Source organism: Ktedonobacterales bacterium, from assembly GCA_036557285.1.
GTDB lineage: Bacteria > Chloroflexota > Ktedonobacteria > Ktedonobacterales > DATBGS01 > DATBHW01.
Genome location: DATBHW010000060.1, coordinates 35870 through 60537 on the forward strand (window position 1 = coordinate 35870; position 24668 = coordinate 60537).

A 24668-nucleotide genomic window follows, 5' to 3' on the forward strand; every position below is an offset into this window, starting at 1 on the left:
CGCCTGCAAAGCATTGAGATCAGCCAGGGGTTAGTTCTCAGGAGATAATCGGGACTCCAGCCGCGCCATCGTCTCGGCCAGTTGTGCCTGACGAGCAGCCACCGCCAGATCGCCGCGCGTCTTTTCCAGAATGCCCCGCACCGAGTCAGTCGTCCGGCGCAGATTCCCCGTGATAGCGTCAGGAAAGTCAAGCGTCGTCAACAGCAGATAGACATCATCCATCTGTTGCAACAGGTGCTCGCAGCCTTCCAGCCTTCCTTGCCGCATACGATCAAGAATGGAGCGGCGTAATTCGCCAACTGCCTCACCCAGCCCATTGAGATAAGGCGCCCACTCCACATGCAGCGCAGCAGGCAAGGGGAGCGGCTGCTGTTGAATAATCGCGCAGGTCAGCGACGCCTCAGCAAACTCTTTCTGAGCATCTTCAACAAAGCCAGCGTAATAAATATCCAGATGATCGCTCAAACCGGCGCGCATCTCGGCCAGCAGCGTCTCGGCCTGCCTGAGCACCTGCGCAGCGTTGGAAAAATCCTGGCGATGGGCGGCGCGGATCGCATTAGCGCAGCACCGAATGGCTGCGCGAGACTTCGGGAGCGCCTGCTCACGAGCAGCATGCTTCAATTCAAGGTGATGACGCGCAGCCTGACCGATGGTATCCAGGTCCATCTATCTTGCCTATCTGTTAGAGTGAAGAGAGTGGCAGAGCCAGGTCTTCTATAAGTGTACCACACACAAATGGCCTGCTGTCAACTGCTGACCTTACCAAAACTCAGCAGCAAAACGTAAGACGAACGTAAGATCAGAGAATGCGCTCCACCAGCACCTCCGCCGGAAACTGCATCTCTTCCAGATCGCCAGCCCAGAAGAGCCGCTTCATCATTTCGCCAACCGCGAAGAGCTGGTGCTGACGCATCGTATCCTGCTGCATCTCAAAATCCGGGCTGCCCTCGTGGGCAGCCAGCAGTTCAAACGCGCCACGCAGCGGCGAATGCTCCGCTGGACAGACAAGGTAGCCTTCCATCTTAGCCGCCCCGCTATTGGCAGGCAGAAACACGCGCAACTGTGGACAGCATTCAATCAAATCAAGACGATAGAAGACACCGTAATGTTCCTTCGACGCTTGAAAGAGTGAGATATTAGCCAGTCTGACGCCTCCTCCATCCCCGTCCCCATCTTCATCAGCGGGTTCTTCAGCCTCGCGTTCCATCTCAACTCCTAACCCAGCGAGCAATTCCTCTAGCTGCTTATCCAGGCTCATCTGCTTCACCTCGGTTTCTATGGACATACGCCCGCCTGGGATAAATACTCTCCAGGTAATCGAATATTCCTGGTGAAGCAGCCAAAAGTGGAAGCAGTGGGTAGCAGCAAAGGGCCTCAAGATTTCAGCAGGCCCAATTCCAGCGCCCGGCTGAGTGCTTCGGTGCGGCTGGTCACGCCCAACTTCTGATACACATGCGCCAGGTGAAAAGTGATCGTGCGCTCGCTCACCTGAAGCTGCCGGGCGATCTCTTTATTCCGCAAACCGCTTGCCAGGGCGCGCAGCGCCTCATATTCCCGCACCGTCAACAGACTGGAGAGGTCGTCTTGCGGCTGCCTTCCAAGACGATCAACAAGCTTTCCGGTCAGCCCAGGAGCCAGCAGCGTCTCGCCCTTGGCGACAACCCGTATCGCTTGCGCCAGTTCATCCGGCGCAATGTCTTTCAACACATAGCCGCTGGCCCCAGCCTTGAGGCTTTCAAGCACATCTTCATCTTGCTCATACGCCGAAAGCATCAAGATGCGCAGATCGGGATTGGAGGCGCGCAGTTGACGCAATGCTTCCAGGCCATTCATCCCTGGCATGCGCATATCCATTAAAATCACCTGCGGGCCAAGGTCTTGCGCTTCGCCGAGCGCCTCCAGGCCATCTGCCGCCTCACCCACCACCTCAAAATCAGGATAGCTCTCCAACAGCCGACGCATACCTGCGCGTATGACCGCGTGGTCATCAACCACCAGAATACGAATACGCGCTGCTGGCGCGGCTTCCTGAAGGGCAGGAATCGCTATGGCCGCAAGCGCAGCCGACGCGGCTCCGGCTGCCTGCTGCTCAGCAGACAGCAACGTATCTGCGAGCGGCGTATGCGGCGTATACGGCAGATCAACACGTATGTGCGTCCCCTGGCCGGGCGCGCTTTCAAGCGCCAGCCAGCCGCCAACCAATCGCGCCCGTTCGCGCATCGTCTCTAATCCAAAATGGCTCGCTTCGCCAGCAGGAAGCGGGAAACCAGGATCAGCAAAGTACGGCGGCCAGTATGGCTCGACCGGGGGAGGCGCTGGCGCTTCCAGCGCGGCAGGGTCGAACCCGCAGCCATCATCCTCGATCACCAGCCGCAGGCCATCATCCAGATAGTTCAGGCTGACACGCACCCGGCGGGCCGCCGCGTGGCGAATCGCGTTGGAGAGCGCCTCCTGGGCAATGCGGAACAAGGCCATCTCCTGTTGAGGCAGCAGCGGGCGTGGCTGCCCCACAACCGTCACCCGGCTAGAGAGACCACCCTCATCGGCCACATGCTCCACCTCACGCGACAGCGCCTCGTGAAATGGCAGCGCCTCCAGCAAGGCGGGCCGCAAGCCCCAGATCGCCCGGCGAATATCATCCAGGGCGCGGCGCGCCAGCAGGCGCGCCTCCGCGATCTCGCCGCGCGGCTCCTCAATACGTTCCAGCCGCAGCACCAGCGCCACCAGCGACTGAACAACCGTATCATGTAATTCGCGCGCCAGGCGGCGGCGCTCATCAGCCACCGCCAGATCACCGATGTGTTCGCGCTGCCGCGAGGCAGAGCCTACACGCAGATCAGAAGGAGCTATTTGCCGTTCCGATGGTTGAGAAGACATAAGCAGCCGCCTGATAGAGATGCCAGAAACAGCAATGCCAGGCGCAGCGGCCCGGCACTCCGTAAGCAATAGGATCGAATAGTCCGTCCACCTGGCAAGTCCGCTACATCGGCAAGTCCGCCGCCATTGCAATTGCCAGAGCGTCCGGGCGATTAACTCTCAGTTGTCGCAGCGTTCAGACGCTTCATGAGGCGCGACTTGCGGCGAGCAGCATTATTTGGATGCAGCACACCTTTGGTCGCGGCGCGATCAAGCTGGCTGATAGCCTGGCGCACCGCAGCAATCGTGGTCTCCTCGTCAGGCTGCGCGGCAATCGCGCGCTGAGCCTTGCCAACGAACGTCTTGACGGTTGATTTCACCGCCCGGTTACGCGCCCGGCGCTTCTGTTCGATCCGCATGCGCTTGGCCGCCGATTTGGTGTTGGGCATGAGAGCGCAAATCCTCCCCGAAAATCTCTAATTCCAATAGAGCGAAAAACTCAGAGCGTTGACGCCCATCTGGTGCGCGCAGCAAAGGTTTCCTCTACATCCGTTGAGGCAGTATAGCAGACTGACGCGGAAATCGCAAATTACAGAATGTATTTGCTCAAATCCTCGTTTTTCAAGAGGCCATCCAGCCGCGCCTGCACAAACGCCCGATCCAGCGTGATCGTCTGGCCGCGCATATCGGGCGCCTCAAAAGAAAGCTCCTCCAGCAGCTTCTCGATAATCGTATGCAGCCGCCGCGCGCCGATATTCTCCTGCCGCTGATTCATCTGAGCCGCCATGCCCGCCATCTCTTCTAACCCATCGTCCGTGAAGACCAACTCCACTCCCTCGGTACGAAGCAGCGCCTGATATTGCCGAGTCAGCGCGTTTTCTGGCTGTGTCAGAATAGCCTTGAAATCCGTCTGGCTCAGATTTTGCAGTTCGACACGCAGCGGGAAGCGTCCCTGCAACTCAGGGATCAGATCGCCGGGCTTCGCGCTATAAAACGCCCCGGCGGCAATCCAGAGAATATGATCGGTTTTCACCGGCCCGTAGCGCGTCATCACCGTCGAGCCTTCCACAATCGGCAGCAAATCGCGCTGGACTCCCTGCCCCGAAACATCCGGTCCAACCTCTATTTTAGCTCCCGCCACCTTATCTAGCTCATCCAGAAAGACCACGCCCGACTGCTCCACACGCCTGGTAGCGTCTTCGACCACCTGATCGAAATCGATCAACTTATTGGCCTCTTCTTGTGTCAGGATACGCCGCGCCTCTTTGACCGAAACTCGGCGCGAGCGCCTGCGCTGGCCTGGGATACCGCCGATCAATTCTTGAAAATCGCCCTCGCTGTCATCCGAAGCCATTCCGGCGACAAACTCCAGAACAGAGGTATATCCATCATCAGGCTCAAGTTCGATCTCGATGATTTGCTCTTCCAACTGATGATTCGCCAGCATCTCCGCTACCCGCTTGCGCTTTGCCTTGGTCACGCGTGGCTGATTACGTCCGTTTGCCTTTGCCGCTTGCGCGCTGACTTTCTCTGATTTCTCCGCGCCCACCTGCTCCACCACCAGCAGATCGTGTGTGGCAGGCTTTGCCTCAACTTTCTCAGCAAGTGCCCTGGCATCAGCGCCAGCTTCAGCTTTCTGTGGCTCCAGCAGGTAGTTGAGGATACGCTGGTGCGCCATCGTCTCAGCTTGCGCCTGCACCTGGGACTGCTTCTCCTCGTGTACCATGTTCATAGCCGTATCCATCAGATCGCGCACAATAGACTCGACATCGCGGCCAACATAGCCCACCTGGGTAAACTTCGTCGCTTCCACTTTCACAAATGGTGCATCCGCCAGCTTTGCCAATCGGCGGGCAATCTCCGTCTTCCCCACCCCTGTCGGACCAATCATCAGGATATTCTTGGGGGTGATCTCCGCCTGTACCTCAGGGGCAAGCTGCATCCGGCGATAGCGATTACGCAGTGCTACCGCCACAGCCCGTTTTGCTTCAGGTTGCCCAACGATATATCGGTCCAACTCGCGCACGATCTGCTGAGGTGTCAAATCTTTCATAGTTCTCTTCCTCCAGCCGAGGCGCCCTGGCTTTCGAGGACATGTAACGTAATCTGGCTATTGGTATAGATGCAAATTGAAGCCGCAATCTCTAACGCGGCACGGGCAATTTCTGCGGCAGAAAGAGACGTATACTGAAGCAGCGCCAGCGCGGCAGCCTGGGCATAGTTGCCACCTGAGCCAATCGCAATAACCCCGCCATCAGGCTCAATCACATCGCCATCGCCGCTCAGTACTAATAATTGCTCGCTGTCGGCCACCACCAGCATCGCCTCCAGCCGTCGCAAATACTTATCCGTGCGCCAGTCTTTGGTCAGTTCCACCGCCGCCTTGCGCAGATTTCCTTGATAGGTGGTTAGCTGCGCCTCAAACTTATCAAACAGGGTCAGGGCGTCAGCCGTCGAGCCTGCAAAACCGGCCAACACCTTGCCCTCACACAGCAGCCGAATCTTGCGGGCCGTATGCTTCATCACCGCACTCCCCACCGTCACCTGTCCATCGCCTGCCATAGCCACCTGCCCGGCGCGACGAACCGCCAGAATGGTTGTCGCCCGCACCGGCTGCCCCAGATAATTGCTCACCGTTGCTTCCACATACTTTCTCAGACCCGCCCTCTGAGAAGAGCCTGCGCCTTCACCGCGCTGCCATTACGAGAGGGCTATGGTTTCTTTCTTCGTTGTTGCGCGTGTCCGCCTCGCTGGCGCGGCAGTCGTCTTTGCCTTTGCAGCAGGCTTTGCCGTTGTCTTCTTTGCCGCGCCAGCAGCCGTTTTTGTCCCCGCGCTCGACTTGCGCGTACTCGTCTTTCTGGTCGTTCCGCGTTTTGTAGTCCTGCCCGCTCTGCCTGCGCTCCGCCATGTTCCTGTTCCCCCACCCGACGCAGGCGCCCTGGCGCCTGACCTGGATGGAAAGCGGCCATTCTGGCCCGCCGGGGAACCCTCAGCGCCGCCCTCCTGGGCTATACCTTCTATCACCGTGCCACACATTGTACAGGAAGCTACCTGTTTCCCCTGGGCTACCGTAACCAGCCCACCGCAATTGGGGCAGGGTGTGGCAACCGGGCGATCCCAGATTGCAAAGTTGCAGGTTGGATAGTTCATGCAGCCATAGAAGACTTTGCCACGCTTCTTCGTCTTACGCACTACCAGATCACCGCCACATTGCGGACAGAGCGCCCCGGTCTTATTAACCAGCTTCTTTTTGAACGCGCATTCTGGAAAGCCTGAACACGAGATGAACGGGCCGAAGCGCCCGCTGCGAATGACGAGCGGACGGCCACACTCCGGGCAAAGTTCACCGATCTCCTCAACCGGCTTCTGCACTTTCGGCATCTCGCTCTCGGCGCGGGCCAGGGTCTCCTTGAATTCATCATAGAAGCGCCGCAGAAACTCGGTCCACTCCTGCTGGCCTTCCTCGATGGAATCCAGCTTCTGCTCCATAGCAACCGTAAAGCCCACATCCACAATGTCAGGGAAATGGTTGGTCATGACTTCATTAACCGTCTCACCCAGCCAGGTAGGCACAAAGCGGCGCTCTTGCTGCTCCACATAGCCGCGCTCCTGAATAGTCGAGACAATCGGCACATAGGTGCTGGGGCGACCAATCCCTCGCTCTTCCAATTCTTTAATCAGGCTCGCCTCACCATAGCGCGGAGGCGGCTGGGTAAAGTGCTGGTCTGGCTTGAGTTGATGCAGGTCCAGCGGCTCGCCCACTTCCAACGGAGGCAGCGCCTCTTCATCCTCTTCACGCGGCCAGACCGCATAAAAGCCCGCAAACTTCAAGTTCGATCCGTTGGCGCGGAAGAGATACTTCGCAGCCGTAATATCCACGCGCACCGTATCAAAGACAGCCGCAGCCATGAAGGCCGCCACAAAACGCCGCCAGATCAACTGATAAAGCTTGAAGAGGTCAGGCGTCAGATACGCTTTCACCATGTCCGGCGTTAGGGCAACATCCGTTGGGCGAATGGCCTCGTGAGCATCCTGCACGGTTGCTTTCGACTTGCCAGCGCGCCCCTCACCCACATAGTCTTCGCCAAAGCGCTCTTTGATCAATTTTTTGACGGCCTGCTGCGCTTCACCAGAAACGCGCGTCGAGTCGGTACGCATGTACGTAATCAAACCCTGGTGGCCGCGCGCGCCCAACTCCAACCCTTCATAGAGCTGCTGCGCCAGGCTCATCGTCTTCTTAGGCGCAAAGCGCAGCCGCACCGAGGCATCCTGCTGCATGGTGCTGGTTGTATACGGCAGCCAGGGCTGGCGGCGCACATCCTTCTGCTCCACACCGCGCACACGATACATTGCCCCCTCAAGCTCGGCCAGAATGGCCTTCGCCTCTTCCTCGCTGCCAATCTTGATGCGAGTGCGCTCCGGCTCATCACCGTTAGCTGACCTGCCCTTTTTGCCGTTGCCATTTTTGGGCGCGCCGTTCCTGCCTTCGTCGCCCTCGTCCAGTTGGGGCTGAGGCTCCTCGGCCTCTCCCTCGGCGTTCAAGAGCGCGAAAAGCTGCGCCTCAAAGACTTTGCGCTGCTTTTGCTTGCTCAGATGCGCGGTGATGGTCCAGTATTCCTCTGACACAAAAGTGCGAATCTCGGCCTCGCGCTCGCAGATCAGGCGCAGGGCCACCGACTGCACACGCCCGGCGCTCGTCCCCGATTGGATGCGCCGCCAGAGCAACGGGCTGATCTTATACCCTACTAGACGATCTAGCACCCTACGGGCCTGCTGGGCATTAAAGAGATCTTCATTGATGACACGGGGGTTACTGATCGCCTCCTGCACCGCGCGCCTGGTAATTTCATTGAAGACCGCCCGCTGCGGGGCACGCAGGCCAAGTGCGCTCTTCAACGACCAGGCGATAAACTCGCCCTCGCGGTCCGGGTCCGGCGCCAGGTAGACCGTCTCCGCTTTCTTCGCCGCTGATTTTAGCTCGCTAATCAGCTTCTCTTTCTTCTCGATGATCTCATATTTGGGTTCAAAATCATGGGCGCCAGCGGTCTTCTTCCCCTTTTTGGGCAGGTTGACCCCCATACCCTTTTTGGGCAGGTCCATAATATGCCCCATCGAGGCGCGAACCTCAAAATCAGCGCCAAGAAATTTTTCGATGGTTCTCGCTTTTGCAGGAGACTCAACAATTACCAGTTTCTTTGCCATACACCTACCTGAATCCATGCGCTATGCTGTTGGCAGATGAACTCATCCACACCATGCGCATCCTGTTTTACCTGTTTTTTCCCCTTAAAGGCCGGGAGAACTTCTTTAGGAAACCGTAAGGCCAGCATCAGACCAGCATCACCACCCGCCAGTCAGCCCCTTCATCCTCTCACCATCAGCATAGCACAAACCGACAAGGGAGATCAGGCGAACACTGTTAGTGGGAAGCAACTGCGTAGGAAAGCGCGCAAGAACCAGGCGCATGATGCGGAGCATAATAAAGAACAGACCACTTTTTCACCATTTTCGCCCTTGCAGTATAGCACAAGGCAGCGATGGACGCAAGCGGCCATCATAGCAAGGGCATAGCAGCCAGCTACAGCCCCCTTCTTGCTCTTCGACAAGATATGCGGTATCCTTCTCTTAAGGATGCGCAGCTTCGGGCGCATCTCACAGCCAAAGCGAGGCTTCGCCAATGGAGACACTTGACGCCTATCCCACATCCTATATTCTGGATGCCGATAATCAGCGCCTCATCCTCACCTGGAGCGACGGCCACGAATCGCTCCATCCCTATGAGCTGCTGCGTCGCAATTGCCCCTGCGCTCTGTGCGCTGGTGAGGGCAATATTCCCGGCCAGATGACGCCTCATACTCATCTTTCCAGCGTTGAAACCGATCTGTACGACCTCAAGCCAGTTGGACGCTACGGGCTTTCGCCTGTTTGGGGCGACGGCCACCATACTGGCATCTACACCTACGAGAAACTGCGCGCCGAATGCCAATGCGACGACTGCCGAGCCAGCACACAGAATCAGCGCCAGAAATACCCCTATCAGGAGCAGTCTCATTAGAAACGCCGCTAGCATCCTGTTCTTCCGGCAATGGCTTTTCATTCCAACATATGATATACTGATAATACACTGAGCATTTCTTATGGCAATGCGCGGGACGAGTATCCACTCTTCAGCCAACAGAGAGAGGCGGCCACCGGCTGAAAGCCGCCTTCTGGAATGATGGTGGAGAAAACCACCTGCGCGCCTGGCCCTCAAATCGCTTCGCGCGAGAGTATGGCGCCACGGCTGGCCTCCGTTACCCGGCCTACAGAGCGTCTCTGTCTCCTCTGACCGCCGATGCTGCGAGGCATTGCGGCTCATTTTGCATGCTGGCATGCGCGTAGGAGCAGGTGACAAACTGGGTGGAACCACGTGAGGTTATCAACCCCTTTCGTCCCAGAGTGGATGAAAGGGGTTTTTGTTTTTGGCAAGGTTCAGTTTTTTCTTCGTTCGTTTTAAGGAGGTGCAATCAAGACCACCACCATAAGCGAGCCAGACGCTCGCAAACCACCATCATATTCTGACCGTTGTCATCAAAAGCGAGGGCCACCAAACAAAAGAGAGGATTATCGATCATGCCAGCCGAAGTTGAACAGGAACTCAACGCATCAGTCGCCTACACGCCCCTCCAACGGATGCGCCATTCCGCTGCCCATGTGATGGCGGAAGCCGTCCAGAGTATCTTTCCCGACGCCAGGTTTGCTATCGGCCCGGCCATCGAGGACGGCTTCTATTACGACATGGAGCTTCCGCGCGCGCTCACGCCCGACGATATGCCAGAGATCGAGCGGCGGATCGCCGCTAGCATCGCCCAGAACCACCCGTTCGTGCAGAGCAAGTGGCCGCGTGAAAAGGCGCTCGAATACTTCAAAGCGCACGATCAGCCGTACAAAGTCGAGATCATCGAAAACCTACCAGATGCCGAAGTGGGCATCTACCAGCAAGGACCATTTCTGGACCTCTGCCGGGGACCGCATGTAGAAAGCACGGGACAAATCGGCCCTTTCAAGCTGATGCGCGTGGCCGGGGCCTACTGGCGGGGCGACGAACACCGTCCCATGCTCCAGCGTCTCTATGGAACGGCCTGGTTCACGCAAGCAGAACTCGATCACTACCTCTGGCAGCTTGAAGAGGCCAAAAAGCGCGATCACCGCAAGCTGGGCCGCGAACTCGCGCTCTTCACGTTTAGCGAAGACGTCGGCCCCGGTATCCCGCTCTTCCTGCCAAAAGGTGAGATACTGCGCCATCTGATGGAGGACTTTGTCCGCGAGGTGCAGACGAAGCACGGCTATCAACATGTCTGGACATCTCACCTGGGCCGGGTCAAGCTCTACAAAACGTCGCGGCATTGGTATTCGTTCAAGGATGATAACTTTCCGGTCATGCGAGGCGAGCAAGAGCAAACGGAGGATGAGGGCTATCTGCTGAAGCCCATGAATTGTCCGCACCATATCATGCTCTATAAGTCACAGATGCACTCCTACCGGGAACTGCCCATCCGCTACGCCGAGTTTGCCACGCTCTATCGTTACGAGAAGGCAGGCACGTTGACGGGCCTGGCGCGGGTGCGTAGTCTGACGCAGGACGACTGCCACATCTTCTGTACACCAGAGCAGGTGCATGAAGAGTTTGGGCGGGCATTGGAAATATCTATGGAGGTTCTGCGCACGTATGGGTTAGATAAAGACTTCACGCTGCGCCTCTCACTGCACGATCCTAATGTGAAGGATTACTATATCGGCAGCGAAGAGGTCTGGCAGAAGGCAGAGGCCGATCTGGCTGCCGTGCTGGATGCCAGAGGACTCAAGTACACGCCAGCCCTGGGTGAGGCTGCCTTCTACGGCCCCAAGATGGATCTGCTTATTCGTGATGCCCTGGGCCGCGAATGGCAGTGTTCCACAATTCAGCTTGATTTCAACCAGCCCAACAACTTTGAACTGGAATATATTGGCGAGGATGGACAAGAGCATCGGCCCGTCATGCTCCACCATGCTGTGACAGGCGCAACAGAGCGCTTCCTGGCGGTACTGATCGAGCATTTTGCGGGCAACTTCCCAGTCTGGCTCTCGCCAGTGCAGGCGATGATCATTCCTATCGCTGATCGCCATCTCGCCTACGCTGAGGAGGTGGCTGGCAAACTACGCTCTGCCGAACTGCGGGTTGAGGTGGACAGCCGAGGTGAGCGCATGAACGCCAAAGTCCGCGACGCGCAGCTACAGAAAATCCCTTATATGCTGGTCGTGGGAGACCGCGAAGCGGCTGATGGGGCCGTCTCGCTGCGTCTGCGCAGCAACGAGAACCTGGGCGCTGTTCCCCTAGGAGAGTTCATCGAGGAAGCTGGCAAGCTCAAACGCGAGCGCAGCCGCGACCTCTGGCCCGGTAAAAGCGAATGAGCGCGCTTCATCCGGCCTGAAAGCCTGCGCCGCCGCCAACCGCGCTAAAGATTCACCAGAGACAGGGGCGCTGCCTGAACAAAGCGGGCAGCGTCGCCAACTCTGGCCTCTAACTTGCTATCAGGTACGCCTGCTTCACTGCCTGGCGTCAGCTACCGCCTCTTGTCTTTGTACCGATCATGTGTTACACTGCTATCTGTAAGAATGGATGTATTTCCATGTACAGATGGGCTTGTATGGTGCACCGATCAACGATTAGTTTAACTACAAAGGAAGGCAGGTTCGCCTATTAACAGAGATTTTCGGGGGAGTGACCGGTTCGACCGAGGAGATCGGAACGACCGACGCGAGGTACGCATCAATGGGCGCATTCGTGCGCGCGAGGTTCGGCTGATCGATGAAGACGGAACCATGATCGGCGTGATGCCGCTGTCCCAGGCGCAGGACATGGCCCAGGAGCGTGAACTGGACCTGGTAGAAGTATCCCCAATGGCTGTTCCTCCCGTCTGTAAGCTTATGGATTACGGTCGGTTTAAGTACGAGCAGCGTAAGAAAGAGAACGAGGCGCGTAAACATCAGAAGGTCACAGAACTGCGTGAAATTCGGATGAAGCCGCGCACAGGCGAGCATGATGTACAGGTAAAAACACGCAAGATTCAGGAGTTTCTGGCCGAAGGGGATAAAGTCAAGGTGAGCGTCACCTTTCGCGGGCGCGAAATGGCCCATCCCGAACTGGGACGCGTGCTTCTTGATTCTATTGCCAATGAATTGAAAGGCTCGGCAACCATCGAGCGATCCCCAATGATGGAGGGGAAGATGATGTCCATGATTGTTGCCCGCGCCCCTGGTTGGGAACCTCAGAAAAAAGCCGCCGCTACCTCCAGCCCCGCAGCTTCTCAGGCGAACGGGAATGCCTAAGTAGATTTCGCTATCTTGATTGCTGCAACCAGCAAGCCAGTGCCTACATATCCGCCAGGTAAGTAGATGTGTGGGCACTGGCGTTTTTGTCGTCCTGCCCACCTTCTTATCGCTCCAGTGGCTTATTCACCGCCTCGTCTTTCCAGCCTATGCTATAATGGGCAGGAAGGAGAGAAAGAGCGGGTGTTGAAGCGCCTGACGCTCCATCAACAATACAAGCAGAGAGGCAGGTCAGGTCAGCGATGCAGCGGGCTTCCCATTCGTCAGGACCACAAGACTCCCAGCAGACCCAACCTGGCCCTGCCGAGCCAGGCAGACCTGGCGCTCATCAAGAGATTCCAGCCGATCAATCCTACTTCGGGGGTATTGGAGGGCTGCCAACCACCATTGTACAGGTAGGCCGCTCCGCCCAGGTCGCGCAGGCTGCGCAAACCGCCAAGGCCAAAGCACTCGATGATGTCAAATCAATCGCCAGTGCGCTCACTGCTATCTCCAACAGCCTGCATACCATCACCCACAAGTTAGAACGCGCCGTTGAAGGAACCTATGCTTCTGATGCAGGCGACCCGCGCGTTCAATTACTCGCCGACACCCTGCATGTGGCCCGCGCAGGCGATCTCCGTCTGGCTCAGATCGGCGAACGTTTGCGCCAGCTTGACCACTCAGTCCAGAGTTCCCACAGCAGTATCGGCACGTTGCAGCGCGAGCGCGAGATGCTTGCCAGCCTCTATCATATCGCCCAGGTGCTCAACTCAACCCTGGAACTGGAGGGTGTCCTCAACCGGGTGATGGATAAAGTCATCGAAGTGGTAAAGGCTGATCGTGGCTTTTTGATGCTCCATAACAAAGCCAGTCACCGCCTTGAGTTTACTATTGCTCGTAATAAAGATGGCACATCCATCCCCCAGCACGAGTTCACCATCTCCCGCAAAGTCGTGGAGAAAGTCTGGAAAACGAAGGAACCAATCGTCACTGCCAACGCGCCGGAAGACCAGCGATTAAGCGGGCAGATGAGCATTGTCATGCACGACATCCGCTCCATCCTGTGCGCACCACTGCAACTCCAGAACCACAGCCTGGGTATCGTCTATGTTGACAACCGCCAGCTCGCTAACCCGTACACCAACGAACACCTTGATCTCCTCTCCGCCTGCTGCAATCAGGCCGCCATCGCCATTGACAATGCGCAGAAAGTACGCGAGATCACCGATTTCAAGAATCTGCTTGATAATATCTTTCGCTCCATCGCCAGCGGCGTCATCACACTCGATACCAAGGGGCAGATTCAGCTCGTCAACCGCGCAGCCGAGCGTATCTTCATGCAAGACGCGCTGGATGTGCTTGGTCAGCCCTACCAGCAGGTCTTTTCCACTCTAGGGCAGGGGAAAATCATCGAAGTGATTGAACGCGCCAGGGGCGAAGATAACACGGTGATGAACCGAGAGATCGACTGCGATCTCCCCAGTCGTGGCAAAGTGACGCTGAGCATCAATATCTCACCCTTGCACGACGAGCAAAACAATGGGCAGAGCCGCGAAGCGGTGGGGATGGTCATGGCCGTTGAAGACCTGACCGAAATGCGCACCTGGCGCGACGCCGCTACCAATATCAAACGCATTTTCCAGCGTTACGTTCACCCCTCGGTGGTCGAAGAATTGATGAGCAACCCCAAGGCGGTAGAACTCGGCGGCCAGACCAAAGAAGTCTCGATCCTCTTCGCCGATATTCGCGGCTACACTGCCCTGAGCGACGGACGGCGACCGGAAGAGGTCGTTGAGATGCTCAATGACTATCTGCAAATTCTGACCGAGGCGATCTGGCGGGAGCAAGGCACATTGACCATGTTTCAAGGCGACGCCATTATGGCGATCTTTAACGCGCCTTTGCCACAAGAGGATCATGCCATCCGGGCTGTACGCGCCGCGCTGGGGATGCGCAGGGCCATCGAAGAGCGCCAGCAGCAGCAAAACCCACTCCTCCCTGAAGTCAGGTATGGCATCAAAGTCCAGTATGGCATCGGAGTAAACACCGGCATGGCGACTATCGGCAACATCGGCTCACGCGAGCGTCTGCAAAACTATACGGCCATTGGCGATGCCGTCAACATCGCCGCTCGCCTCCAATCAAACTCCGCCGACAACGAGATCATCATTCACCATACCACCTATGAGCAGGTGAGCAGTTACTTTGACTGCCTGCGGCTCGATCCTCTCCAGGTGAAAAACAAAAAAGAGCCGCTGATGGTCTACAAGGTGCGCGGCGTGAAGCCTGGGGCCTGATACCAAATCCGTTTCGCGCTTGCGTTTGCGCTATGCCTGGAATCGGCGCTCCAGGGCCTGCCCCGCAAGCCAGCCATCACCCCATGAGCGGGCGAGCCAGCACAAAGCCCTGGGGTGGCGCCAGATGGAAGCCAAACCACTCATATAAGCGATGCGCGTGGTGATTCTGCTCCTCGGTATTCAAGGCGATCTTCCAGACCCGCTCGCCCTGAAAAAACCGCACCGCCTCGGCCATCAGCCGCGCGCCAATGCCCCGACTATTGAGTGAGGGATGCACAGCAATGCGCACCAGAAAGCCCATATTGCCATCAACCGTATTAAATTGATAGCCGATCACCCGGCCATCCTGCACAGCAACCACAAAGTAGGGATAGCTTTCCGCAATCTCCAGAAAACTGGCGGCATCGTAGCGCCAGTATTGGTCAAAGCAGGCGGCCTCTACCTGAAGCAGTTCGTTGAGATCGGCGCGAGCAAACGGGCGCACCACTACATCTTGATTTCCCTCGCTGGGAATGGAGAAGTCTTCTTTATCATACGAGCGCAGCGTCGTGAGCAGATGAAACTGCCGGGCCAGCAGCGAATCTTTTAGCCAGTCGGAATCCAGGTCGCCGCCGGTATAGTAAAGCGCCTCAGCGCCAGCCCTGCGGACAGCGGCGCCATAGGCTGGCAGGAGCAGATCAAAGTAACGCTCAAAGCGATGCCCCTCGCTCCAGACCACCCCAAAGCCGCCAAGCCAGGCGGCAGGAGGGGCCAGGATAGTGGTCAGCAGGAATGCCTGGAGCGATGACCCGGAAAACGCCGCAACTCCTGGCCTATGCGCCAGCAGGCGCGGTAATTCCTCCTGCCCGAAGCGGCAATAGAGATACTCAGAAGTATCCAGTAACCGACGCACTGCCGGAAGATCACTCGAAGATAGCCCACGAACCGTCAGCGCGTGGTCCCGCAGCATACCAGCCTCCTCACTCGTCCTGCGCTATCTGCTCTTGGGGATCCCATCCCAGCCGTACCTGGGGTTTGTTTGGCCGCCGACGGTAGCCCACCAGTTGGTGCAGATCGCGCAGCGCATCAACAATTGGGTCAGGGTTCCAGCGCGAGGCTTGCGGCGGCGCATCCCCCAGCGTATCTACCACCTCATCGCCTCCCAGCAAAACGTTAAAGCAAGAAGTTGCCGACTGCGCCAGCGCATCAATATCATAACCACCTTCCTGCACCAGCAGCAGCCGCCCATCGCAGTACTCCTCAGCAATCTCTTTAAGGTGTCGCGTAAGTGTCACAAAATCCACGTTGGCGAGGCGAAACTTGCCTAGCGGATCGCGCCAGTGAGCATCGAATCCGGCTGACACCAGCAGCAATTCAGGCTGGAACCGATCAGCCAGCGGGAAAAGTACCTGACGAAAGATAGCGTCAAAGACCGGCCAGTCCGTACCTGCGGGCAGCGGAATATTCACGTTCGCGCCCAGCGCCTCGCCAGCGCCCATCTCATCCGAGCGTCCGGTGCCTGGATACCAGGGATATTGGTGTGTGGAGACATAAAGGACACGCGGGTCTTCGTAAAAAATCTCCTGAGTGCCATTGCCGTGATGCACATCATAATCAACAATCATCACTCGCTTGAGCCGATGATGGTTGAGCGCGTAGCGCGCCGCGACAGCAACATTATTAAAGAGGCAGAAGCCCATCGCCCGATCTGGTGTCGCATGATGCCCCGGAGGCCGCACCAGCGCGTACCCGTTGCGCACACGACCATCCAGGATCGCGTCCAGCGCCACCAGCGGCGCTCCAGCCGCCACCAGCGCCACCTCATAGGAGTGAGCCGAGACATAGGTATCAGCATCCAGGCGTTTCCCTCCTGCCCGCGACGCTTCGGCAATAGAACGAATATGCTCGCGTGTATGCGCCGCCGCCAGTTCATCTTCGGTAGCCGGGCGAGGCGCCAGGCGCACCACATCGGGGCGGTCCAGCCAGCGCAGGCGCTCAAGCTGAGCATACACAGCCTCCACCCGGCGCGGCGCCTCTACGTGCCGCGCCGGATTGTGGTGTTCCAGAAAGATCGGATCGTACACAAAACCTGTTGCCATCTCAGAGCTTCTTCCCTGCCGCCTGCCTGAGCAGATCAGGAATATCGAAAATGGTATCCGCCACCGGAACCCCCGCTCCCTGAAGCGCCGCAACCTTGCCCTGAGCAGTGCCGGTGCTGCCAGAGATGATCGCGCCCGCATGCCCCATACGCTTACCTGGGGGGGCAGTGCGCCCGGAAATAAAGCCTACCACCGGCTTGCTCATCTCTTTGATGTACTCGGCGGCATCCTCTTCATCGCTGCCGCCGATCTCGCCACACATCACTACAGCATATGTCTGCTCATCATGCTCAAAGAGATGGAGGCAATCGGTAAAGGTCGAGCCGATGATCGGGTCGCCCCCAATGCCCACGCATGTTGACTGGCCGATCCCTGCGGTTGTGAGCAGCGACACCACCTCATAGGTCAATGTGCCGGAACGCGAAATGAAGCCGACATGGCCCTCGCGGAAAATACTGTAAGGGATAATCCCAATCTTGCCAACGCCCGGCGTACAGAGTCCTGGGCAATTGGGACCAATCAGCCGCACCTGCTTTTCTTTGACAAAGCGCATGGCCCGCGCCATATCCAGCACCGGAATAGTCTCGGTAATACAGACGATCAGCCGGATGCCAGCGTCTGCGGCTTCCATAATGGCATCGGCAGCCCCAGCCGGAGGCACAAAGATGCAGCTTGCGTTGGCCCCGGTTTCCTTCTTCGCCTGAGCAACCGTATCAAAGACGGGTACGCCCTCCACTTCAGCGCCGCCCTTGCCTGGAGTCACGCCGCCGACCAGGGTGGTTCCGGCAGCCAGCATATTTTTGGTATGAAACTGTCCTTCGCGCCCGGTAATGCCCTGAACGATCACACGCGAGGATTGATCGAGAAGAATGCTCATGCCCGCTCCTTTATCGCCGTCACGATCTTCTGCGCAGCGTCCTGCATATCATAGCCCCAGGTGAGGCCCGCATCGGCCAGCATAGCGCGGCCTTCGGCTTCGCCCGTACCCGAAAGGCGCACCACCACCGGCATGCCGCTGGGGAGTTCAGGCTGAGCCATGATGACGCCGCGCGCCACCTCTTCGCCGCGCGTAATGCCGCCAAAGATATTGACCAGGATCCCCTTGACATCAGGATCATGCGCCAGGAACAGCAGCGCCTTCTTCAATAGCTCCGCTTTCGCCCCGCCTCCAAAATCGTAAAAGTTCGCGGGCGTGCCGCCTGAACGCGCCACCATATCCACCGTCGCCATCGCCAACCCCGCGCCATTGGCAATCACACCCACATTGCCATCCAGCTTGACATAGGAGGCTAGCCCTTGCTCATGCGCCTCGTACTCAATCGGGTTGGCGTCTTCTGGCTCCGCCCAGGCAGCGTACTCTTTCTGGCGCGCCAGGGCATTGTCATCAACGAGAATCTTGGCGTCGGCGGCCAGCACCTGTCCATCTACCGTGAGCGCCAGCGGATTGACCTCGGCAAGCTGGGCATCGGCCCCCATAAAAGCCTGCGCCAGCGCCGAAAGGATCGCGCCGCCTTTAGCAACTACCACCGACGGCACGCCCGCCTCTGCGAGCATCTGGCGCGCCTCAAAGGCTGGCAGCCCCCAGCGCACATCAATCACCCGCCGGACAATCTTTTCTGGCGCAGTGGCCGCCACTTCCTCAATATCAATGCCGCCCGCCGCGCTGACCATCGCTACGGGCGCCTGGGATTTGCGATCCAGCACAATCCCTAGATAATACTCTTCTTTTATGTCGAGCTTGGGAACCACCAGTACTTTCTGAACGATCAACCCCTTGATATTCATCCCCAACACGCGCGACGCCGCCTCGCGCGCCTGTTCGGGGGTGTCGCCAAACTGGATGCCACCGGCCTTGCCGCGCCCGCCCACATAGACCTGGGCTTTAATGACGACTGGGACGCCAAACTCACGGGCAATCTTTTCGGCATCCTGCGGCGTCGTCGCCACCTTGCCTGGCTGAACAGGTATGCCATAGCGGCTCAGGATGTCCTTGGCCTGATACTCATGGATTTTCATAGTGACTCCTTGTGATAGCTACCACCCTTCCCCATCCTCTGTAACGCTGGCCTAGCGCCTGAATTATACCGGCCTGGCAGAAGCAGTGTCAAGCAACGGGCGAAATGACGCCCAAAACGATAAGGCGGGGTTCGCCTGAGCCGATTCTCCGCAAACCAGGCAAGAAGTACGAAGCACCAGAGTACTGAAGTACTGAAGCGCAGTATATAGTCCTGGACATTTTTCTTCTCATGTATTACGATAGGTTCAATAGGATAGCCGCCGCGCCATATCAGATCATGGGCCAGCGCGTGTTTCGGACCAGGCAGGCGCGCCATGTTGTACGAGTGAGCAGTGAGCTGGTTTATGGTTGCTGAGATAGTTTCATTCTTCGCCACACAGTTTTTAGGCAATTCTCTGCTTGCGTATGCGTTTGCCCTCGGCACATTTCTCGTCACGTTTTTCGGGCTGCATCTCCTCCTGATCCTCCTGAAAAACCGGCTGAACCCCCTCACTAAAAAATCCAAGGCGCGCGCGCATGACACGCTGCTTGTGGTGCTGCGCAAGATCTATCCTATCGAATACGCGGGCCTGGCTTTTTATATTGCCCTGCAAACCCTCACCCTCAACCCGTTACTCAACAAAATCCTCTCCATCGGCTTTATTGCTCTACTCACCTACATGGCGATCACCACCGCCAGTATCTTGCTCAGTTCTTTCTTGCAACGAATCGCCGCCGAAGAGGAGCAAGAAAACAATAGCTCTGTTCTGATGAACCTGACGGTCATCGGCAAAATCTTGTTGTGGATTTTCGGTGTCTTTATCGTCTTATCGAATGCAGGAGTAGACATCACCTCGCTGATTGCCGGGTTGGGGATTGGGGGGATTGCAGTGGCCCTGGCGTTGCAGAGCATCCTCAACGATTTATTCTCGTCCTTTGCGATTCACTTTGACAAACCGTTTCTCATAGGCGACTTTATCATTGTCGGCGACAAAATGGGAGTGGTCGAGAAAATTGGGATCAAGACCACCCGCATCCGCGCCCTGCAAGGCGAAGAGGTCATCTTTCCCAACAAGGAGTTAACCAGCGCGCAAATCCAAAATTTCAAGAAAATGCTCGAAAGGCGCATTGTTTTCTCCATTGGTGTCGTCTACGACACGCCGCAAAAGCACCTGCAAGCCATCCCTGCGCTGCTGCAAACCGTTATTGAACGCCAACAACATGTCCGGTTTGACCGGGCGCATTTTTCCCGATTTGACCCCTCGGCGCTGACGTTTGAAATAGTGTATTACGTCTTGTCAGATAACTACACGACCTATATGAACATCCAGCAGCAGATTAATCTTGAAATCCTGGAGGCATTTTCAGAGCGGAACATCGTTATGGCCTATCCTACCCAAACTGTCTATCTTCAGCAAACAAACCCTTCACCCGTTAAAACCAATCTGGACTAATCCCCGATAGGGGTCGGAATTCATTGCAGGCAACCGGCTGGGCAAGAGGTGCAGCAGATACCATAAGGGGATAAAATCTGCTCGCCCGTCTTATTGTCTATACCGGCAAGACAGCGCGTTCATCGGCATGATATAATCGAGGAAGACCTGGCAACAAGCGTCTTGCAGGAGGATTTTCGATGAGTATTTTAGAGCGGCTTGGTCTTCACCCTGGGCGGGCCGCAGATAAATTGGATACAGACGGGGAAACCTTTGCTCACTTTAGTGCTTCCAGCCGCCAGAGCGGAAAAGCCAGCGCAAACAGCGAAAATGGCGTTGGCCCCCGCAACGTGCTGATCGCTATTCACGGGGATGAAATGGATGATGAGTTGGTGCGCCTGGGCTGCATGATGGCAAAGGGTAAAAAGGGGCGAGTGTTTGGGGTGTATGGTGTGGAGGTGCCACGCACGCTGCCTGTGGATGCAACTTTGCCAGAAGTGACTGAGAAAGCTGGACAGGCGCTGGAACACGCGGTAGAACTGGCTGAACGCGCCAATTTCGAGATCGAACCAGAAATCGTGCAATCTCGCAATTATGGGCAGAGTCTGGTTGATGAAGCCGACTCTCATCAATGCGGCCTGCTTATTCTAGGGATTCCCTATCGCACAGACCGCAGCGGGCGCTTTGATCCGGGGGAGATCATCCCTTACGTCCTGACACATGCTAAATGTCGGGTCTGGGTCATTCGCGGCCAGCAGCGCGGCTGCTAAGCGAGCAAAGCGGCTGTGCTATCTTGCTCGCCAGGACGCACAAAGCCGCCAGGGTGACGTACCGCTCAGGAGATCGGGCGGAAAAACACTAGAGGGAGTTGCTATGCCCAACCATCAAACGCCTGGCCCCCCGGGTGGGTCGGCAGATATTGGACATGAGTACTTTCGAGCACTCTACCGTGTCGTCACGGCTGTCAACTCTAGCCTCCACCTGCATACGGTCCTGAATCTGGTCACAGAAAAAGTTGCGGAGGCCATGAACATCAAAGCATGTTCGCTGCGCCTGCTGGACCGCATAACCGATACCCTGACGATCAGCGCCATGTACGGCTTAAGCCAGCGGTATATGCAAAAAGGTCCGGTGAAACTGGAAAAAAGCCAGCTTGACCAGGAAGTGTTGCAGGGCCAGGCTGTCTACATTCGTAACGCTGCAAGCGACCTGCGCTTTCAATACCCAGAGGAAGCGCACGCCGAAGGCATCGTTTCCGTCTTTTGCGTACCGCTGATCTGCAAGGGAGAGGTTCTAGGTGTGCTCCGTGTCTACAGCGGGGTTGAACGCGAGTTTGATGCCTTTGATGAGGAGTTTCTGCGCACGCTGGCAAGCGTCAGCGCGCTGGCGATTGAAAATGCGCGGCTCTATGGGACGCTCAAACAGGACTTTGATGAAACCATACTCGCGCTCTGGGGCGAAAAAAACGCCTCAGACATCACCGAACCAGATCATCGCCAGGTGAATTAATAGCGATCAGGCTTTCTCATGCTTGCAATCACCGCTCAGATATGGTATAGTTAACTCGCGTTTGGGGATGTAGCTCAGCTGGGAGAGCGCGACAATCGCACTGTCGAGGTCAGGGGTTCGAGCCCCCTCATCTCCACCAAACCCAATAACAGCCCATCACCATTGATGGTGATGGGCTGTTATTTCTTTACCTGGAGGCTGGTTCTTTCTTCTTCTTGCTAGTCTTCTTGCCAACCGATTCGGCATCTGGCGCAACGCGCTGAGCAGCTGGCTTCGCCTTACGCTGGACGCTTGCTTGTTTCGCTCCACTTCCTGCCCTGGGCTTTGGGCGCGCCGGAGCCTTTGCCTTGGGGGCAGGCGTGGCCCTGGCCGTCGTGGGCGCCTTGCGTGGCGGCTTTGTCCTGGCCGCCACAGGAGCTTTAGGCGCGGGTCGCGTCTTAGCCGTCACTGCTGCTTTGCGCGTCGGTTGCGGCTTTCCCTGACGCGGCGGCTTTGGCGCACCAGCAGTGGCAACCATATCAATGACGACGGCGCTCATATCATCTGGTTTTGAGCGCATAGTCGCTTGCAATCCGCGCTGAGCGCGTTTACGAGCGGCGCGAACCAGCGCCTCACCATCGTTGCGCCCTTTCTTACGCAGAACCTGAGTAATTTCCGCTTCGGTCAGGTTATCGTGGATGCCATCGCTGCACACTAATACCCGGTCGCCAGGATAGAGTTCCTCCTGGCCTAGATGCACCTCTGGATCGCCCCGGCCACCAATGGCCTGGGTTATTAAGCCCCGCTGATAGAAGTAGCGCTTCTGGCGCTCATCCAGGTCTTGCCACTGCTCCGCCTGATCGATCTGGAGCGCCTCTTCCTCGCTAATGAGACCCACAGCTACATGGGTAGAGAGAATACCATCGTCCACCGTGAAACGCTCTAATGCGCCTCGCGCGCGAAGGATATAGAGACGGCTATCGCCCACATGCCCATGCGCCAGCATACGCCGATGATCGGCTGTCTCCCAGAGTTTGGCAATAATGGCCGTCGTCGCCATGCCCGTCAATTCAGGCTGACGATCCACTGCATCACGCACCTGCCGATCAGCTTCCAGAACCGAGTCGCGCATCACATTGCGCACATCTGCCAGACTCTGGACGGCAGATGCCTGGCTCTGCCAGGTTGCCAGAACTGCTTGCGCGGCAACACGCGAGGCTACCTCACCACCTTCATAGCCACCTACACCATCAAAGACGGCCACGAGATCTAGCCCTGTATCAATAAGGACCGCATCTTCATTGGAATCAGGATGATCCTCAGAGGGAACTGTTGACCAATAGACGCGCAATCCGCTGCGCATGCGCTTCGTCCGTGTCTGGGCAGGAGTGCTTGGGGCTGTCAACGTTATCAACTCTTTCTCACACTAAGCAACGCATGGCGGCATGGCGCCAACCAGATCAATAGAAAAAATCCACCCGCTATGTTCCATACGCTTAGACGCTTCTTTTATAAGGGCCAGAGAAGATAGAAAGAAAAACCATGCGAGTTTAGGAAACCTGTTTGACCGCCATTGTAACACACAATGGGTGCACATGACTCATCCCGCCTGGATACGCGGGCGATATTGGATGGCTTCAGCCAGATGATTCACCCCAATCGTCTCGGCCCCAGCCAGATCAGCTATCGTGCGCGCCAGCTTTAGAATGCGATGGAAGGCGCGCGCCGAGAGATGAAGCTGCTGCATCGCCGCTTTCAAGAGGCTTTGCCCTCCTGACTCCACATCACAAAACGCGCGCACCTCGGCTGGCCCCATCTCGGCGTTGCAGGTAAGCTTCGTCCCGGCAAAGCGCCTGGCCTGGCATTCACGCGCCGCCTGCACCCGCGCGCGAATCGCGGCTGAACGCTCGACATCTCGCCGGTCGGCCAGCTTCTCATAATCCACTCGTGGTACCTCTATATGAATATCGATCCGGTCCAGCAGCGGCCCACTAATGCGACGCTGATACTTGGCAATAGCCCCGGACGAGCAGGTGCATTCCTTCACCGGGTCCGAAGCATACCCACAGGGACAGGGGTTCATCGCCGCAACCAGCATAAAGTTCGCTGGAAACGTGACCGTACCCTGCGCCCGCGAAATCGTCACCACCTTATCTTCCAGCGGCTGACGCATCACCTCCAACACATTCTGCCCAAACTCAGGGAGTTCGTCAAGAAACAGGACTCCGCGATGCGCAAGGCTAATCTCTCCAGGTCGCGGCCAGCGTCCCCCGCCGACTAATCCAGCGTGACTGATAGTATGGTGAGGCGCGCGAAATGGCCGCTGCATAATCAGCGGCACGTCCGACGGCAAGAGGCCGCTGACGCTATAAATCTTGGTCACATCCAGGGCTTCATCAATTGTCATGCGTGGCAGGATAGAAGGTGTCACCCGCGCCAGCAGCGTCTTGCCCGAACCTGGCGGCCCGCTCATCAACAGATTGTGTCCACCGCTGGCTGCCACTTCCAGCGCGCGCTTTACATGCTCCTGGCCGCGCACATCGGCCATATCATACCCATAGAGCGTGGTGTCCTGAATATCGAGAAGCCTGGGATCAGGCACATAGGGTTCAATCAGGTGTTCGCCACGCAGATGCGCCGCAAGCTGGGCCAGGTTTTCTACCGGATGGATCGCCACCTCCCGCACTAACGCGGCTTCCAGCGCGTCCGCCGCCGGAACAAAAACACGGCGCACCCGCTTATCACGGGCCAGCGAAACCATCGGCAAAATGCCATCCGTATGCCGCAGATTGCCATCCAGCGAAAGCTCACCCAGAAACAGAGCATCTGTCACATCAGCAAACGCCTGCTCAGAAGCCAGCAGGATCGCTACCGCAATCGGCAGATCATACGCCGGGCCTTCCTTACGCAGATCGGCAGGGGCCAGGTTCACCGTCAGCCGCTTCATCGGGAAAATGGCGCCGCTATTCTTGAGGGCGGCGCGCACCCGTTCCTTGGATTCCTGCACCGCCGCATCCGGCAGACCCACAATCGTAAAGGAAGGCAGTCCGTGTCCAATATCTACCTCGACCTCCACCAGCGCGCCATCCAGACCAACTATCGCGCAACTCTGCACCTTCGCCAGCATACACCCTCCACCAGATGTCCTGCCCGGCACTCATAAGCCGGGAGCAACAGAATAGGAGGCTTT

General features: G+C 57.3%; 20 protein-coding genes and 1 tRNA gene. 8 read left to right on the forward strand and 13 right to left on the reverse strand.

The genetic code is table 11. The features are described from left to right. Window positions 1–30 precede the first annotated feature (30 nt). The 7 genes from VH599_18025 to topA all read right to left on the reverse strand — a co-directional run bounded on the left by VH599_18025 (window position 31) and on the right by topA (window position 8058). Entirely contained in the window at window positions 31–666 is a 636-nt protein-coding gene (locus VH599_18025) for a hypothetical protein (GenBank protein HEY7350222.1), read from the reverse strand. A 133-nt stretch (window positions 667–799) separates the two neighbouring features. Then, a complete protein-coding gene (locus tag VH599_18030; protein ID HEY7350223.1) occupies window positions 800–1285 on the reverse strand; it encodes a hypothetical protein in 486 nt (161 codons plus the stop codon). Window positions 1286–1374: 89 nt separating this feature from the next. Continuing rightward, window positions 1375–2877, reverse strand: a complete 1503-nt coding sequence (locus tag VH599_18035; protein HEY7350224.1) for a hybrid sensor histidine kinase/response regulator transcription factor — start codon at window positions 2875–2877, stop codon at window positions 1375–1377. Window positions 2878–3029: 152 nt separating this feature from the next. Then, on the reverse strand, window positions 3030–3305 hold the full coding sequence (gene rpsT, locus VH599_18040) for a 30S ribosomal protein S20 (GenBank protein HEY7350225.1): 276 nt from the start codon (window positions 3303–3305) through the stop codon (window positions 3030–3032). Between the two features lie 140 nt (window positions 3306–3445). Continuing rightward, window positions 3446–4909, reverse strand: a complete 1464-nt coding sequence (gene hslU, locus VH599_18045) for an ATP-dependent protease ATPase subunit HslU (GenBank protein HEY7350226.1) — start codon at window positions 4907–4909, stop codon at window positions 3446–3448. Continuing rightward, window positions 4906–5478, reverse strand: coding sequence for an ATP-dependent protease subunit HslV (gene hslV, locus VH599_18050; GenBank protein ID HEY7350227.1), 573 nt, complete (start codon window positions 5476–5478; stop codon window positions 4906–4908). Before hslV ends, hslU begins: the two co-directional genes overlap by 4 nt. A 78-nt stretch (window positions 5479–5556) precedes the next feature. Further along, window positions 5557–8058: a type I DNA topoisomerase gene (gene topA / locus VH599_18055; GenBank protein HEY7350228.1), complete on the reverse strand. Its 2502-nt coding sequence runs from the start codon at window positions 8056–8058 to the stop codon at window positions 5557–5559. 475 nt (window positions 8059–8533) lie between these two features. Between topA and VH599_18060 the strand changes: the two genes are divergently transcribed. The 4 genes from VH599_18060 to VH599_18075 all read left to right on the forward strand — a co-directional run bounded on the left by VH599_18060 (window position 8534) and on the right by VH599_18075 (window position 14483). Continuing rightward, on the forward strand, window positions 8534–8911 hold the full coding sequence (locus VH599_18060) for a DUF971 domain-containing protein (GenBank protein ID HEY7350229.1): 378 nt from the start codon (window positions 8534–8536) through the stop codon (window positions 8909–8911). Between the two features lie 557 nt (window positions 8912–9468). Then, window positions 9469–11286 (forward strand): threonine--tRNA ligase, encoded by a 1818-nt coding sequence (gene thrS, locus VH599_18065; protein ID HEY7350230.1) that lies wholly within the window; start codon window positions 9469–9471, stop codon window positions 11284–11286. Between the two features lie 288 nt (window positions 11287–11574). Continuing rightward, window positions 11575–12204, forward strand: a complete 630-nt coding sequence (gene infC, locus VH599_18070; GenBank protein HEY7350231.1) for a translation initiation factor IF-3 — start codon at window positions 11575–11577, stop codon at window positions 12202–12204. Between the two features lie 242 nt (window positions 12205–12446). Beyond that, on the forward strand, window positions 12447–14483 hold the full coding sequence (locus tag VH599_18075) for an adenylate/guanylate cyclase domain-containing protein (GenBank protein HEY7350232.1): 2037 nt from the start codon (window positions 12447–12449) through the stop codon (window positions 14481–14483). A gap of 76 nt (window positions 14484–14559) precedes the next feature. Here VH599_18075 and VH599_18080 read toward each other — a convergent pair whose 3' ends face one another. Genes VH599_18080 through sucC form a run of 4 tightly spaced genes read right to left on the reverse strand, consistent with a single transcriptional unit; the run spans window position 14560 to window position 18577 of the window. Beyond that, on the reverse strand, window positions 14560–15432 hold the full coding sequence (locus VH599_18080) for a GNAT family N-acetyltransferase (GenBank protein ID HEY7350233.1): 873 nt from the start codon (window positions 15430–15432) through the stop codon (window positions 14560–14562). 10 nt (window positions 15433–15442) lie between these two features. Continuing rightward, entirely contained in the window at window positions 15443–16561 is a 1119-nt protein-coding gene (locus tag VH599_18085; protein ID HEY7350234.1) for a histone deacetylase, read from the reverse strand. Window position 16562: 1 nt separating this feature from the next. Continuing rightward, window positions 16563–17438, reverse strand: a complete 876-nt coding sequence (gene sucD, locus VH599_18090) for a succinate--CoA ligase subunit alpha (protein ID HEY7350235.1) — start codon at window positions 17436–17438, stop codon at window positions 16563–16565. After that, window positions 17435–18577 (reverse strand): ADP-forming succinate--CoA ligase subunit beta, encoded by a 1143-nt coding sequence (gene sucC / locus VH599_18095; GenBank protein ID HEY7350236.1) that lies wholly within the window; start codon window positions 18575–18577, stop codon window positions 17435–17437. The genes sucD and sucC overlap by 4 nt, the downstream gene beginning before the upstream one ends. 345 nt (window positions 18578–18922) lie before the next feature. On the opposite strand from sucC, the gene VH599_18100 reads away from it, so the two are divergent. The 4 genes from VH599_18100 to VH599_18115 all read left to right on the forward strand — a co-directional run bounded on the left by VH599_18100 (window position 18923) and on the right by VH599_18115 (window position 21638). Further along, a complete protein-coding gene (locus VH599_18100) occupies window positions 18923–20011 on the forward strand; it encodes a mechanosensitive ion channel family protein (GenBank protein ID HEY7350237.1) in 1089 nt (362 codons plus the stop codon). A 179-nt stretch (window positions 20012–20190) separates the two neighbouring features. Further along, complete coding sequence (locus VH599_18105; GenBank protein ID HEY7350238.1) at window positions 20191–20760, forward strand: universal stress protein; 570 nt, start codon at window positions 20191–20193, stop codon at window positions 20758–20760. Window positions 20761–20863: 103 nt separating this feature from the next. Further along, the gene (locus tag VH599_18110) at window positions 20864–21499 is read left to right on the forward strand and encodes a GAF domain-containing protein (protein HEY7350239.1); all 636 of its coding nucleotides are present in this window, start codon (window positions 20864–20866) and stop codon (window positions 21497–21499) included. Window positions 21500–21562: 63 nt separating this feature from the next. Continuing rightward, window positions 21563–21638: transfer RNA gene (locus tag VH599_18115), tRNA-Ala, on the forward strand. A 48-nt stretch (window positions 21639–21686) separates the two neighbouring features. Here VH599_18115 and VH599_18120 read toward each other — a convergent pair. Together VH599_18120 and VH599_18125 are read right to left on the reverse strand one after the other, a co-directional pair. Then, complete coding sequence (locus VH599_18120) at window positions 21687–22883, reverse strand: protein phosphatase 2C domain-containing protein (GenBank protein HEY7350240.1); 1197 nt, start codon at window positions 22881–22883, stop codon at window positions 21687–21689. Between the two features lie 195 nt (window positions 22884–23078). Then, complete coding sequence (locus VH599_18125; GenBank protein HEY7350241.1) at window positions 23079–24605, reverse strand: YifB family Mg chelatase-like AAA ATPase; 1527 nt, start codon at window positions 24603–24605, stop codon at window positions 23079–23081. Window positions 24606–24668 lie beyond the last annotated feature (63 nt).